Consider the following 14,372-nt stretch of genomic DNA (forward strand, 5'->3'; position numbering starts at 1 on the left):
ATGCATGCATTTCTCGAACAACTCCTCGGCGGTCTCACCGCGGGCGCGATCTACGCGAGCCTGGCGCTGGGACTGGTCCTCATCTACCGATTCACCGGCGTGGCGAACTTCGCCCAGGGCGAGCTGGCCATGTTCTCGGCGTTTCTCGCCTGGCAGTTCGGCCAGAGCGGAATGCCGTTGTGGCTGGCCATGCTCACCGCCCTCGCGGTCTCCTTCGCCGGCGGCCTGCTCATCGAACGGGTGGTGATCCGCCCGGTCGAGGGCGCACCCGAACTGACGCTGGTGATCGTCACCGTCGGCCTGTACTTCTTCGTCAATGCCGCGGCGGGATGGATCTGGTCGTTCCAGCTGCACACCTTTCCGAGCCCGTTCCCCGCGGGCGCGATCGGCACCGGCGGGGTGAGCGCGAGCTATCAGAGCCTCGGCGTGCTCGCGGTGGTCGGCCTGGTGATGGTGGCGCTGTTCGCGCTGTTCCGGTTCACCAAGATCGGGCTGGCGATGCGGGCGGTGGCCGCGAACCCGGAATCCGCCCGGCTGAACGGGATTCGCGTCGGCGTCGTGCTCGCCCTCGGCTGGGGCCTGGCGGCCCTGGTCGGCGCGGTCTCGGGCATCCTCGCCGCGCCGATGCTGTTCCTGGAACCGAACATGATGGGCGGCGTCCTCATCTACGCCTTCGCCGCGGCGACGCTGGGTGGTTTCGACTCCCCGGTCGGCGCGGTCGCCGGTGGCCTGATCGTCGGGGTCAGCGAGACACTGGCGGGCGCCTATATCGACGCGATCGGCACCGAGCTCAAGATCGCCGTGCCGCTGCTGATCATCATCACCGTCCTGCTGGTGCGCCCGCAGGGTCTCTTCGGAACCCCGGCGGTGCAGCGAGTATGAGCGAGACCGCACTGCACCACACCGCGCCCGCCGCCGAACCCGGTGGGACGTCACCCGCACCGCGTGCGCGCCTGGTCGCCTTCGTGACCGCGCACCGGACCGCGCTCGTCCTCACGGCACTGGCCGTGGCGGTCTGCGTGGCACCGTTCCAGCTGGCGCCCTTCTACACCTTCCAGCTCTCGATGGTGATGGTCTACGCGATCGCGCTGCTCGGGCTGAACCTCCTCGTCGGCTACACCGGGCAGATCTCACTGGGGCACGGCGCCTTCTTCGGCGCCGGTGCGTATGTGGCCGCCGGGATGATGCACCACTGGGACGCACCGTATCTCGCCGCTCTCCCGGCGGCCGCCGCGGTGACCTTCCTGTTCGGTGTCGCGGTGGGCATCCCGGCCCTGCGCTTGCACGGGCTGTACCTGGCCCTGGTGACGCTGGCGATCGCGGTCTTCCTGGTGCCGCTGCTGAAGCGATTCGATGCGGTCACCGGCGGATCCATGGGCTTGACCGTCACCAAGCCGAGCGCCCCGGCGTGGACGGGTCTGGCCGAGGACCAGTGGCTGTACTTCCTGGCGGCGGCCACGGCGGCACTGAGCTTCGCGGCGGTGGCCGGGCTGCTGCGATCACGCGTCGGCCGGGCGCTGCGGGCGATCCGCGACAACGAGATCGTCGCCGAGATGATGGGTGTCCGGCTCGCGGTCTACAAGACCCTCGCCTTCGCCTGGAGCGCCATGCTCGCCGGGATCGCGGGCTGCGTCTACACCTGGGTGATCGCCTATGTGTCACCGGATTCGTTCACCGTCGCCCTGTCGATCACGCTGCTCGCCGGCATCGTCGTCGGCGGTCTCGGGTCGCTGTGGGGCGCGGTGCTCGGTGCCGCGTTCGTCATGTACGTGCCGAGCCTGGCCCAGGACGTCAACGACGCCGCACCCGGGGTGATCTTCGGCATCGTCGTCATCGGCCTGATGTATCTCGCACCCACCGGACTGGCCGGACTCCTCGCCCGGCTCCCTCGTCACCTCCTCACCCTGCTTGCTCGGAAAGGCGTAAGACCATGAGAACCAAGGTATTCCGGGTCGCCGGTGTCACGGCGGCGGCGATGCTCGCCCTCACCGCGTGTGGTGGTCGCGGCGACACGGCGACAACGGCGGGCGGTGACTGCCAGGGGCAGCAGACCGTCGGCATCACCGACACCACCATCAAACTCGGTGGGGTGTACCCGCTGTCGGGGCCCGCGTCGGCCTACGGCGAGGCGGGGAAAGCTGGGAAGGCCTACTTCGACTATCTCAATGCCGAGAAGGGCGGCATCAACGGCCGCAAGGTGGAATACCTGGTGCGCGACGACGGCTACCAGCCGCCCAAGACCGTGGAGGAGACCCGCCGGCTGGTCGAGCAGGATCAGGTGTTCGCGGTCTTCCCGACGCTGGGCACGGCCACCTCGTCCGCGGTGTGGGACTACCTGAACCAGCGCAAGGTCCCGCAGGTGTTCGTCGCCGGCGGCGCCACGAAGTGGGGCTCGGATACCGCGCATCCGTGGACCATCGGCTGGCAGCCGAGCTACCGGTCCGAAGCGCGGGCCTACGCGAAGTACGTCCGGCAGGAACGGCCCGACGCGACCGTCGCGGTGCTCTATCAGAACGACGACTTCGGCAAGGACCTGCTCGACAACTTCCGCGCGGCGGTGGCGGGCAGCGGCGTGCGGATCGTGGCCGAGCAGAGCTACGAGGTCACCGATCCGACGGTGGAGCCGCAGGTTCGCAACCTGGCCGCCTCGAAAGCCGATGTGCTGCTGAACTTCTCGACCCCGAAGTTCACCGCGCAAGCCCTCGCCGCCGACGCGCGCACCGGCGACTGGAACCCGCTGCATGTCATCACCACCGTCTCCAACTCGGTGACCACGCTGAAGCCGGTCGGCGTCGAGAACATCCAGGGCGTGGTGTCGGCCGCCTACACCAAGGACCCCGCCGACCCCGCCCGCGACGCCGACCCGGCGATGCGCGACTACAAGGACAAGCTGGCCCGCTACGGCCAGGGCATCGACCCGACCAGCAACTACGCGATCATCGGCTGGACCAGTGCCGACAGCTTCGCCAAGACCATGGCCGCCGCCACCTGCCCGACCCGCGAGGGCCTGCGCGACTCCATGCGCAACCTGAACAACATCCCGATCGATCTGCTGCTCCCGGGAGTCTCGCTGAAGACCGGCAACGGCGACGCGTTCCCCATCGAGGCCCTGCAGATCCAGCGCCTGACCGGTGACCGCTGGAGCCTGGTCGGCTCCATCATCGACACCACCGGATAGCCCCATCACGACGAGCTGGTCCCGTGCCTCGGCCACGGGACCAGCTCGTCGTTGTTTCTCACCGGAACTCGGTGAGATGGTGGGTGACCCACTCGTGGAACGGGCGGGGCTGCCTGCCCGTGATCCGGGCGACGGTGTCGTCGGTCGCGGCCAGCGCGGCCACTGCGGCGATATCGCCGGGATGGATGGTCGGCAGCCCGATGTCGGCGAACGGTATCTCGACACCCCCGGATTCGCGGATCGCGGGCGCCCACCACAGGGCGTTGGACGCGAACTGGGTGGGCCGCAGGATCGTCCACGCCATGCCGCTGTCCACCAGCCCGCCGTGGTGTGTGTGGGAATCAGTCGTGGCGCACGGTCGGTCGGTCGAGGGGGATGGGGCCGCGGAACTGGCGGGCGACGGCGGTGAACCAGCCGAGGTGGTAGTGGGCGCCGTCGTCGCGGAATCGGGAGGGGAGTTCGTGCCAGCGCAGGCCGGGGTGGCGGTGGTGGACGTCGTGGAGGGTGAAGTTGAGGGTGCAGCGTTCGAGCAGGCGGGGCAGGCGCAGGTTCATCGCCTCGCGGGGTGCGTCGAGGTCGGTGCCGTAGTGGTAGGCGTTGTCGGAGAGCGAGATGACCAGGGCGCGGGCGGCGATCGCGGCGAGCAGCATCCAGCCGTGCGCGCCGTAGGCCAGGAACGCCACCGCGTGGACGGTGACGATCGCGGCGGCGTCGGTGCGGAACTTGTCGAGCACGGCGGGCTGGGCGACCCGCTCGAGCAGGAGGCCGCCGACCGACTCGGGGGCCTCCACCCGGCGGGCCAGCGCCCGGATGGTCCGCGCCGGCATCGCGGCGAGGAGCAGGGCGATCAGCTCGAGCAGATACAGGCCGCCGAGGAGTTGCAGGTAGTGGGACCGCGTGGCCCGGAACCGGCTGGTCGTGGCGGGATCGTAGATCTCGGCGCGTTCGCGGACCCGGCTGTAGCGATGATGCAGCAGGTGACCGGCTTTCAGCAGCGCGAACGGTGAGCCGTACACGGTGGCCAGCACCCGGCCCGCGCGATCGTTGCGTGCGCGGTCCCGCAGCAGTGTGCCGTGGATGGACTCGTGGATCAGCGACCAGAACGGAGTGGTGGTCAGCGCCAGCGGCACCAGGATCCAGCCCCAGGCCGCGTTCCGCGGAAGCAGCAGTAGCGGGAGGATGAACAGCTGGGTCGAGCCGATGGCCATCGCCAGGGCGATGAGCCGGACGTTCACGAGGTCGCCGTCGGTGGATCTCGACGGGCGAGCCGGGCCGGGGGTGCGGGTTTCGGTCATGATGCAGCGTCACTCCGGGTAGATCAGGCAACTCCCGCAGCTGATCCTGCCATCGACGCGCAGTCCGCGACAGGGTGAAAGTACCGAGCGTCACACCTGTGTGACCGCCGTACCGGGAAGACGGGCGATCGCCGACGGACAGGACGTCGACACCCGCTGTCCGAGGACCAGCGGGCGTCGGCGCTCGATCTCAGGCGTACGCGCCGTTCTCGATGTCCGCGAGCAAGGCGGGACCGGAACTCGTCCACGACAGCAGTTCCCGGGTGTGCGCGCTCGACGCCGACATGTCCATGCCGAAGAACCGGCCGACGAACCCGAAGTGTTCGGTGGCGTCCTCGGGTGGGATGGACACGACCGGCACATCGAGCATCCGCCCGATGGCGTCGGCGATGGCGCGGGTGCTGATCGCGTCCTCGGTGACGGCGTGGAGGACGGATCCGGCCGGTGCCGCCTCGAGCGCGAGCCGGACGAGCCGGGCGGCATCGCCGCGATGCACGGCCGCCCAGGCTGTGTCACCGTCACCGAGGTAGGCGGAGCGGCCGTGCCGCCGGGCCGCCGCGACCAGACTCGCCACGAATCCGGTGTCGCCGCGCCCGTGGACCGAGGGCGCGAATCGGCTGCTGATCACTCGCACGCCTCTGTCGGCGTAGGCGAGCAGGAGGTTCTCGCTGCCGCCGCGGGGTGAATCCGGGCCGACGGCGGGGGAGGGATCGCGCTCGGTTGCGGGGCGGCCCCTGGTCAGGCCGGAGAGTGCGGCGGCGAGGACGAACGGCCGGTCGCTGCCGGTCAGGGCCTCGGCCATCGCGGTGACCGCGGCGCGTTCGGTGCGGTTGGTTCCGGCCGGGTCGGTCCAGTCGTGCTTGTTGGCGAGATGGACGACGGCGTCCGCGGCCGCGGCGGCGGCGCGCAGGCCGTCGACGTCGTCGAGGTCGCCGCGCCGCGGCCGGGCGCCCTTGCGCGCGAGCACCTCCGCGGCGGTCTCGGAGCGGGCGAGGCCGCTGACGACGTGTCCGGTGGCGAGCAGGTGATCGACGACGGCCGAGCCGATCCATCCGGTCGCTCCGGTGATGAAGACATGCATGGTGACACTCCTCGAGGGTTGCCCGCGACTCGCGCGGACGGGGTGGAGGCGGTCGACTCGCGGCCGCAGAAGGGTGAAATCTAGAGTGGGAGGGTGGGTTTCGCCGGTCCTACCGCTGCCCTCCGCGCCCGGAGACCAAGGACTGCGCGACCACCGAGCCGCCGAGAACCAGCACCGCCACGCCGATCACGCGGAGCCCGGACTGGGTGCCCGAGACGAACGCGGTGAGGATGTCGTCGGCTCGATCGGGGGCGACGGCGAGCGCCTGGGCGACGGTGTGCGGTGCGTGCGCGGCGCGCAGGTCCGCCGGCAGCAGGTCGGAGAACCGTGCGGTGAGCACGGTGCCCACCGCGGCCACCCCGAGCGCGCTGCCGAATTCCCGGGTGGTGGCCTGGAGCCCGGCGCCGACACCGGCCTGCGCGGGCGGCAGCGATCCGGCGATGGCGGCCGAGAGCGTCGGAAGGGCCAGTGTCACACCGATTCCGGTGACGACGAGCCAGGCGGCATAGGCCGGATACGGCGTGCTCGCGCCACAGGTCGACAACCCGAGCAGGCCACCACCGACGAATACGAACGCGAGCGCGATCGTCGCGTCCGCGCCGATGCGCCGCACCAGCCCGCCGACCCGGCGTGCGCCGACGATGATCGGCACGGTCAGCGCGACGATGCCCAGCCCGGTGCGCAGCACCCCGAACCCCTTGCCGTACTGCAGGAACGAGGCGTTCACATAGAACAGCGCGAACATGCCGAAGAAGATCGTCGTCATCCCCAGGCACGCGCTGCGCAGCTCGGGCGAGCGGAACACACGCGGATCCAGCAGTGGATGTTCGACCGACAGCTCGACGAACACCCACAGCGCGAACAGCACCACGGCACAGCCGAATCCGGCGATCACGACCGTGCTGCCCCACCCCGCCTCTGGCCCCTCGACGATGCCGACCAGCAGGGCCACCGAGGCTCCGACGAGCAAGGCCGTTCCCAGCGGATCGAGTCGCCGGTCGTGCCGCGGTGACACCGGCGCGAACAGGGCCACCAGCACCACGAGAACCAGCGCGATCGGCACCACCGCCACGAACAGCCACCGCCACGATCCCCCGGACAGGATCGCCCCGCCGCCGACATTGCCGACGACACCACCGATGCCGGTCATCGACGCCCAGGTCGCGACGGTCGGGCCCCGGCGCTCGGCGGCGACGGCGTGCAGCAGCACCGCCAGCGTATTGGGCAGCACGGCGGCGGCGCCCACCCCGGTGAGCGCCCGGCCGAGGAGCAGGACCGCGATGTTCGGCGCGACGGCGGACAGCAGCGCACCGCTCGCGAACACCACCAGACCGGCGATCAGCACGCCCTTGCGCCCGAACCGATCTCCGGCCGCCCCACCGGGAATCACCAGGCAGGCGAACACGATCACATACGAGTCGACGATCCAGACCAGTGCCGACGCGGACGGGCGGAGGCCGCTCGACGCCAGCATCGGGACGGCGAGGTTGATCGCGGCCACCATGCCGACGACGAGGACGACGCAGGCGCACATGATCGCGAGGAGGGCGGGGCCAGAGGCCGGCGCCGATGACGATTCCCGCGGCATCCGCTCGCGGGTGAGCACATTCCATTGCATGGGAAAACGCTATGTGCCTGCTGTTACTTCCTGCCACGCAACTTTGGCAAGAATACTTTGCGTACGATGCAACTATGGCGGAGCAGCTCGATCTGAACCTGCTGCGGGTGTTCGACGCGCTGTTGCAGGACCACAGCGTCACCGTGGCGGCCGAACGGCTGCACCTGTCGATTCCCGCGACGAGCCGTGCGCTGAGCCGGTTGCGGCGAGCGATGAACGATCCGATCCTGGTCCGGGCAGGCCGGGGGATGACACCGACCCCGTTCGCGCTGCGCACCGCGCCCCGCGTGCGCTCGCTGCTCGACGAGGCGTCGGCGCTGATCAGTGCCGAGCGCGATATCGCCGCGGCGGACCTGCAGCGCACCTTCACGATTCGCATCAACGACGGCGTGGCCGCCACCCTGGCGACCACCGTGGTGGAGGCCACCGCGGCGTTGGCGCCGGGGGTGATCCTGCGGTTCGTCACCGAGGGCACCGAGAGCGTGGAGGCGTTGCGCGACGGCTCCGTCGACCTGGACATCGGCGCCGGTGACGGCGCCGCGCCCGATATCCGGACGGCGCCGCTGTACCGGGAACGACTCGTCGGCATCGTGCGCGCCGACAGTCCGCTGGGCAGGCACCGGCGCCCGACCCTGGCACAGCTGTGTCGTCATCCGCACGTGTCGGCGTCCCGGCGCGGACGGACCAGGGGTCCGCTCGACGAGGTGCTCGAGGCCGCCGGACTGCGCCGTCAGGTCGCCGCCGTGGTGCCCACCTCGGCGGTCGCCGCCCTGCTGGTGTCGTCGAGTCGCTACGTCGGCCTCGTTCCGCAGCGCCTCGCCGAGCAGTACGGTCCGGCCCTCGGCATCCGCTGGTTCGCGGTGCCCGCGCCGCTGCCCGCGGTCGAGGTGCGGTTGTCGTGGCACGCCCGGCTCGACACCGATCCGGCGCAGCGCTGGCTGCGTGACACCATCCTCGGTGCCTTCGCGAGTGAGCCGGATTAGCGGCTCAGACGCACTGGGGGACCTCGGTGGCGAGGAAGTCGCGGATCGCGGCCCAGCTGGAGTCGCGGGCACCGGGACCGGCGATGATGCCCAGGTGACTGCCGTCGACCTCGGCGAAGCGCACCGGCGCGCCGGTGAGCACCTCGGTCCCCGCGGCGACGGACGCGGCCGAGGCGAGTTTGTCGCGGCGGCCGCCGATCAGCAGGACCGGGACCGTGATCGCGGCCAGCTCGATCGCGTGATAGGGGCTCAGATGCACGGTGCCCTTCCACATCTCGTTGCGCACGATCAGCTGGCGATAGACCTGCCGGTAGAACCGGCCGGGATAGCCGGGCATCTCGTCCATGAACCGGTCGACGGCCTGCATGCGCGCCAGCGCCTCCACATCACCGGCATTGCGGGCGATGTACCACGGTTTGGTGAGTTCACGATCGAGCGCCTGGGCCCGGAAGCCCAGCCGCACAGCCTGTTTCGGTATGCCGCCGACGAGCCGGACCGGCTCGGTGACGATCCGGCCCGAGGTCAGGCGGCCGACCGAGCGCGCGAGCGCCATCGGGCCGTTGCGGCGCTGATCGAACGGTGTGCCGACCGCGGTGAGCGAGGCGAGCGGCAGCCGGGGGTCGGCGGCCGCGGTGAGCAGGCTGATCGTGCCGCCGAAGGACCAGCCGATCACGTCGACCGGAGCGTGCGCGTGCGCCGCGCTGACCCGGCGGACGGCGGTCGGCACGATGTCGTCGACCCATTCCTCGAAACCCAGGTTCCGGTCGGCGTAGCCGATCTCGCCGTAGTCGAGGACATAGACGTCGCGGTCCATCTCCAGCAGGTACTCGACCAGGCTCTGGCCGGGCCGCAGGTCGTAGCAGGAAATGGTCACCGCCAGCGGCGGGACCAGCAGAACGGGGTTGCCGGTGCTCTCGGTGCTGCGGCGATAGCGCCGCAACCGCCGGTGCGGATGGTCGTAGACGACCTCCGACGGCGTCGGAACATACGGCTCGATTCCGGGGCCGAGCAGCGCGCCCACATTGCGCACGGCGTTGTCCCAGCTGACCATCACATACCTCCACGACCGTGCCCGCCGCACAGTTTACCTGGACATCGTGTCCGACTTATCTCGGGGAGGCGAATTCGCCCGGCGCGTAGATCTGCGCCGGGCCCGGCGCGCTCGGCTATCTTGGGCCGATGTGCTCGCCGGAGATCGTTCGTCTCGCCCATGACGGTGCGCCGCGTCCCAGCCGGCGGGCCCTGTTCGGTCTCGCGGGCCTGACCGCGCTCGCCGCGGCGGTACCCGCACCCGCTGCCGCCGCACCGCGCACCGGGGGCGTGATCGACCTGACCCACACGCTCACACCGGAATTGCCGGTGTGGCCGGGCAATCCGCCGATCGCCCTGGTGCCGGTGGCACGACACGCCTCCGGTGGCTTCGGACAGTTCGCCCTCGGCTACTGGGAACACACCGGCACGCACCTCGACGCGCCCGCGCATCGGATCGTCGGCGGCGCGACGACGGATGCGCTGGTCGTCGACGATCTGGTCGCCCCGCTCGTGGTCATCGACATCAGCGCGAAGGCCGCCACCGAGGCCGACGCGGTGGTCACCGTCGCCGATATCGACCGATGGCGAGCGCAGTTCGGGGAGATCCCCGAGCGGGCCTTCGTCGCGATGTATTCCGGCTGGGAGCGGCGCCTGGCCGAACCGTCGACCTTTCTCAATCTGGACGGTCAGGGCAGGCCGCACGCGCCGGGATTCTCGGCCGATGCCGCGGAATACCTTGTCGCGCAGTGCGGGATCGTCGGGGCGGGCGTCGATACGCTCAGCCTGGACTGCGGCGCTGACCCGGACTTCGGCGCGCACACCACGCTGCTCGGCGCGGGCCGCTACGGCGTGGAGATGCTCGCGAACCTCGCGACGGTTCCGCCGTCCGGGGCGACGGTCGTCGTGGGCGCGCCGAAGCACGCGGGCGGTACGGGTGGACCGTGCCGAGTGCTCGCCCTCACCTGATCGGTCCCCACTCGGGCCTGCCGATCGAGAGCTGGTGCGCGAAAACGTTTCCCGGGTCCCGATCGGTCTTGATCCGGTGCAGCCGGGGATAGTTGTCGCGGTAGTAGAACGCATGCCAGGGCAGGCCGGAGGTGTTCCACGCCGGGTCGGCCAGGTCCGGGTCCGGGTAGTTGATGTAGCTGCCGCCGTAGGTGTCGCCGGGGACCGGGACCCCGCCGGTGTCGGCGTGCACGTCGCGGTACATGTCGCGGGCCCAGCGCAGGAAGCGGTCGTCGCCGGCGGGCCGGCGCCAGGCGGCGTGGATGAGCATCGTCATGAACGAATCGCGCGCGGGCATGGCGGTCGCGTCGGCGGGGACGGCGTTGATCGCGCCGCCGAACGGCAGGAATTCGAGCTGGGACTCGCCGAGGAACCGGGGATCGGTGAGGTAGCGATAGAAGATCCGGAGCTGGTCGGGAGAGTACGCCGTGCGCAGATAGGCGGCCTTCACCTTGACCCGGAGCTCACTCGGGCCCTTCGCGTAGTACACCTGACGCACCGTGTCGGGGTAGGACAGCTGGGCGACCGGCGTCGGGATCGCCGGGGGAAAGACACCGTCGGTCACCGTCGTGACGAAGGCGTCCAGTCGAGCGCGCGCGTCGGGTGCGTCGGCGTCGAGCAGCACGAGCAGCTCCGCGGCGGCGGTGCCGGTCGTCCTGATCATGAGCGGGGCGTACAGGCCGGTGAACTCGTCGCCGGGCGCGCTGTGCCGTTCGAAGAAGGCGAGGTAGTTGCCGACGAAGCGGACGAACGACTCCTCCGTCGTGACCGGCACGATCAGTCGCGTGCTGAGCATGCTGCCCGGCGGCTTCGGCAGGGCCGCGGCGGGATCGGTGCCGTCGGCGCTGGGGGAGCGGAGCAGGAACCGTGTCACCACACCGAAATTGCCGCCGCCACCGCCGGTGTGGGCCCACCACAGATCGCGGTCGGGTCCGTCGGGGGTCGCGAGCACCACCTTCACCGCGCCGTCGGCGTCGACCGTCACCACCTCCACTCCGGCCAGGTGGTCGGCCACGAGTCCGTGCCGCCGCGACAGTGGGCCGTAGCCGCCACCGCAGAGATGGCCGCCCATGCCGACGCCGAGGCAGATCCCGCCCGGCACGGTGACGCCCCCGTTCCGGAGCAGTGCGTCGTAGACGGTGCCGATGTCGGCGCCTGCGCCGACCGAGAACGCGCGCAGGCGCTCGTCCCAGTACACGGCGTCGATCCTGCTCAGATCGATGAGCGACCGGGTGGCGGCGTGGTCGACGAAGTCGTCGAAGCAGTGCCCGCCCGAGCGTGCGGCGATCCGCGTCCCCTCGGCGACGGATCTCGCGACCGCGGTGCGGACCTGCTCGGTCGTCGTGGGCAGGTAGATCTTCGCCGGTCGGGCCTGGAACCGGCGGTTGTAGCCGCGCCGGGTCAGCTCCTCGTACTCGTGGTCGCCTGCACCGAGCACCCGCCCCTCGGCCCTGGCGGCGGGTAGGCCGATGGCGGTGACGGCGCCGCCGAGCGCGGCTGCGGCGAGCAACTGCCGACGGGAGAGCGACATCGTGCTCCTTTCGCTCGGCGCGGTCGATCTGCTCGGACCCTAGCCGAACCGGGGCGCCGCGGAGACCCGATGCGAGTGGTCCCGACATCGGGCGCGCCGCGCGGCTCGCTAGCCGCGGTAGACCTCGACGTACGCGTTGGTGGCGGCCGCGACGACACCCGGGCCCATGCCGGTGCACGCGGCCGAGATGCGCTGGCCCGAGGGCTCGAACGGGTAGCTGAGCACGGTGTAGGAGCCGATCGTGTACATCGGGAACGGGCCGTTGGCGTAGAAGCCGAAGCAGTCGAGGTGCAGAACGTAGTTGCTTCCGCCGTCGGGCTGACAGGTGGCCGACGCGCCGAAGAGATCCCGTTCGACCCGGCAGTCCTGCGGTGCCGCCTGCGCGGTGCCGGAACCGATGACGGCGACGAACGCCAGGCCGCAAACCCCGGCGGCCGCGACGCGGGCGACGGCGGTGAATGTCTTGTTCATGGAACTCCTTTGTTCGGGACGATCTTCGGTGGAAGCGTTGAGTCCTGGCCATGGGGACGTGCGTGGCGCCGGTGGTGGCCGTGGCCCGCCGGGCTCGGTCCCCGGCTGTGCGTCGGGTGATCTGCGGGTCGGCAGCAGATTCGTGGTGAGCGCCTCGGTGACCACGGCGGCGACGAGACCGGTGAGTTCGGTGGCGCGCGTGGGGTTTTCGTCGAGCATGATCAGCCAGGAGTAGAGGGGGCCGAGCAGCAGCGCCTGGACCACGGCCGGGTCCGGCGCGCGGGTCAGTTCGCCGCGGGCGATCGCGCGGTCGAGCACCGTCGTGATGATGCGCCGTTCCACGGGCAGGAAGGTCGTCGCGAAACGGGTGCGCAGGCGGGGGTCGGCGCGGATGTCGGCGAGCAGGCCGGTCAGGTTGCCCGCGCCAGCGCCGCGCACCTGCGTCGCGATCTGGGCGGTGAGCGCGCGCAGATCGCCGGACAGGCTGCCGGTGTCGGCGGGCGCCGCCGCGCGCAGATCGTGGAGCAGGACGGCGAAGGTCATCTCCTGCTTGGTCGCGTAGCGGCGGTAGATGGTCGCCTTGCTCACGCCCGCGCGGGTCGCGACCGCGTCCACGGTCGACCCCGCGTACCCGCGCTCGTCGAGCACCGCACGCACCGCCGCCGCGATCGACGCGTCCACGCGGTCCTCGCGCGGTCGGCCGGCCCCTCGTCGCCCTGTCGCCACCAGGGCAGCATACGAAACTATTAGTTTCGGTATCAAGCATCCGGCGATTCCGGCGTGGTCTCAGGGCGCGGGTGGGAAGAAGTCGCGCAGCAGCGGTGTCACCGGGTTCGGGGGCAGGAGGTCGTCGAGATTGGCCAGGGCCGCGGCCGGGGGCAGCGTCCGGTCCGGCGTGCGTGCCGGGTCGTCGATCTCCGCGAGGGCGTCGGCGATGCCCTCGTCGATGGCGGCGGGCAGGTCCACCGGCAAGGAGGCGGTCTTGCTCGGGTTCAGCGGCTGGTCGAACCGCAGCGGCGTCGGCTCCGCGTAGTCGGTGCGGTCGTATCCCGTCTCGATCAGGACCCGCAGCGCCGGTTCCAGCAGGACCGCGGCGGGCTCGGTGACACTCGTGGTGTTCGTGTGCTGTCCGACCGCGCGCAAGGGGTACAGCAGGGGCAAGGTGCCCTCGGGACTGGGGATCGTCGTGTAGGTGGTGTCACCGTGGCTCTGGCAATTCCCGGGGTGCGCATCGCAGTTCTGCTGGGCGACGAAGTCGGCGGGATCGCGGTAGCCGTAGATCGCCGCGCCCGCCTTGGGTGCGCTGCCCGCGCCGTCGCCCTTCGGCTGCAGGTAGGAGGGGTGGATCAGCAGGGTGCCCAGCAGGGCGTTCGCATCGGCGAGCACATTGAGTGGATAGGCGGGGAAATCCGAGATGCCGTCGTACTGCATGGCGATATCCGTGGTCGCGATGCCCGTGTCGGTCGGGGTGGGCGGGCCGAAACTGATGTCGGCGACCGGGATCTCACCGAAACGCACCGGCCGTTCGATGATGCCGCCGTTGGGACGGTTCGGATTCGCGATGAGGACGAAGGTCAGCCGGTTCTTCTCCGCCGGCGTCAGCCCGGCCAGGGCGGTCTTCTCCGCGCTGGCCACCGTCGCACCCTGCGAATAGCCGAAGATCACGATGCCGCCGTTCCCGGGGGCACCCAGCTGACGCGCGGCCAGCGCGCCGAGAGTGGCGACGCCGTCGGCGACCGAGGGGTCCCACTTCGCCGACGACGCCTCGGGGCCCTTCGACGAGATGACCGGCCACAGCGACGCGTCGTAGGGAACGGGAACGAAGGTGACGCCGGGACAAGCGTTGTCGGTACAACCGTGTGCGCCGGGAACGACGAAGTTCTGGTACGCGTTGCTCTCGAAATCGTGGGCCACCGACGGGTCGCTGGTACCGGTGCCGGGCACGATCAGCACCGTCGTCGCCGCCAGCGCGACCGCGCCGACACTCTGTATCTCGAGCCATGCCACACCCAGTGCCGTGAGCAGCGCGGCGGACGTACCCCCGCGTGCCGCTGAACGTCGTCTACCGGTTGCCGATCGATGGGTCTTTCGCGTCTTCGATGTCTGCGGCATGGGCTACCCCTTCAGCGGGAGGGAAGAGCGAGACCTCGGCAATTTCCGAGCAATTGTGCCAGCGGG

13 protein-coding genes are annotated in these 14,372 nt (G+C 70.6%); 5 read left to right on the top strand and 8 right to left on the bottom strand.

All coding sequences use genetic code 11. The features are described 5' to 3' along the window. Genes AB0H54_RS20110 through AB0H54_RS20120 form a run of 3 tightly spaced genes read left to right on the top strand, consistent with a single transcriptional unit; the run spans position 1 to position 3,178 of the window. Positions 1–882: a branched-chain amino acid ABC transporter permease gene (locus AB0H54_RS20110; protein WP_357346826.1), complete on the top strand. Its 882-nt coding sequence runs from the start codon at positions 1–3 to the stop codon at positions 880–882. Then, positions 879–1,934 (top strand): branched-chain amino acid ABC transporter permease, encoded by a 1,056-nt coding sequence (locus AB0H54_RS20115; protein WP_357346827.1) that lies wholly within the window; start codon positions 879–881, stop codon positions 1,932–1,934. Before AB0H54_RS20110 ends, AB0H54_RS20115 begins: the two co-directional genes overlap by 4 nt. Continuing rightward, on the top strand, positions 1,931–3,178 hold the full coding sequence (locus AB0H54_RS20120; RefSeq protein ID WP_357346828.1) for an ABC transporter substrate-binding protein: 1,248 nt from the start codon (positions 1,931–1,933) through the stop codon (positions 3,176–3,178). The genes AB0H54_RS20115 and AB0H54_RS20120 overlap by 4 nt, the downstream gene beginning before the upstream one ends. A 58-nt stretch (positions 3,179–3,236) precedes the next feature. Here AB0H54_RS20120 and AB0H54_RS20125 read toward each other — a convergent pair whose 3' ends face one another. The 4 genes from AB0H54_RS20125 to AB0H54_RS20140 all read right to left on the bottom strand — a co-directional run bounded on the left by AB0H54_RS20125 (position 3,237) and on the right by AB0H54_RS20140 (position 7,172). Further along, positions 3,237–3,482 (bottom strand): hypothetical protein, encoded by a 246-nt coding sequence (locus tag AB0H54_RS20125; protein ID WP_357346829.1) that lies wholly within the window; start codon positions 3,480–3,482, stop codon positions 3,237–3,239. Between the two features lie 37 nt (positions 3,483–3,519). Then, complete coding sequence (locus AB0H54_RS20130; RefSeq protein WP_357346830.1) at positions 3,520–4,473, bottom strand: fatty acid desaturase; 954 nt, start codon at positions 4,471–4,473, stop codon at positions 3,520–3,522. A 190-nt stretch (positions 4,474–4,663) separates the two neighbouring features. Then, positions 4,664–5,554 carry an SDR family oxidoreductase gene (locus tag AB0H54_RS20135; RefSeq protein ID WP_357346831.1) on the bottom strand — a complete coding sequence of 297 codons (891 nt, stop codon included), beginning with the start codon at positions 5,552–5,554 and terminating at the stop codon, positions 4,664–4,666. 109 nt (positions 5,555–5,663) lie between these two features. Continuing rightward, the gene (locus tag AB0H54_RS20140) at positions 5,664–7,172 is read right to left on the bottom strand and encodes an MFS transporter (protein ID WP_357346832.1); all 1,509 of its coding nucleotides are present in this window, start codon (positions 7,170–7,172) and stop codon (positions 5,664–5,666) included. A gap of 74 nt (positions 7,173–7,246) precedes the next feature. Between AB0H54_RS20140 and AB0H54_RS20145 the strand changes: the two genes are divergently transcribed. After that, a complete protein-coding gene (locus AB0H54_RS20145; RefSeq protein ID WP_357346833.1) occupies positions 7,247–8,155 on the top strand; it encodes a LysR family transcriptional regulator in 909 nt (302 codons plus the stop codon). A 4-nt stretch (positions 8,156–8,159) separates the two neighbouring features. Here the strand turns inward: AB0H54_RS20145 and AB0H54_RS20150 are convergent, their stop codons facing one another. Beyond that, positions 8,160–9,206 carry an alpha/beta fold hydrolase gene (locus AB0H54_RS20150; RefSeq protein WP_357346834.1) on the bottom strand — a complete coding sequence of 349 codons (1,047 nt, stop codon included), beginning with the start codon at positions 9,204–9,206 and terminating at the stop codon, positions 8,160–8,162. 128 nt (positions 9,207–9,334) lie between these two features. On the opposite strand from AB0H54_RS20150, the gene AB0H54_RS20155 reads away from it, so the two are divergent. Further along, positions 9,335–10,153, top strand: coding sequence for a cyclase family protein (locus AB0H54_RS20155; RefSeq protein ID WP_357346835.1), 819 nt, complete (start codon positions 9,335–9,337; stop codon positions 10,151–10,153). Here the strand turns inward: AB0H54_RS20155 and AB0H54_RS20160 are convergent. The 3 genes from AB0H54_RS20160 to AB0H54_RS20170 form a co-directional block, all read right to left on the bottom strand. Beyond that, positions 10,146–11,723, bottom strand: coding sequence for an FAD-binding protein (locus AB0H54_RS20160; RefSeq protein WP_357346836.1), 1,578 nt, complete (start codon positions 11,721–11,723; stop codon positions 10,146–10,148). The two genes, AB0H54_RS20155 and AB0H54_RS20160, sit on opposite strands and share 8 nt — an antisense overlap. Before the next feature lie 108 nt (positions 11,724–11,831). Then, on the bottom strand, positions 11,832–12,875 hold the full coding sequence (locus AB0H54_RS20165) for a TetR/AcrR family transcriptional regulator (RefSeq protein ID WP_357346837.1): 1,044 nt from the start codon (positions 12,873–12,875) through the stop codon (positions 11,832–11,834). A gap of 105 nt (positions 12,876–12,980) precedes the next feature. Beyond that, positions 12,981–14,201, bottom strand: coding sequence for a PE-PPE domain-containing protein (locus tag AB0H54_RS20170; protein ID WP_357346838.1), 1,221 nt, complete (start codon positions 14,199–14,201; stop codon positions 12,981–12,983). Positions 14,202–14,372: the final 171 nt, after the last annotated feature.

The organism is Nocardia sp. NPDC050718, assembly GCF_040654235.1.
Taxonomy (GTDB): domain Bacteria; phylum Actinomycetota; class Actinomycetes; order Mycobacteriales; family Mycobacteriaceae; genus Nocardia.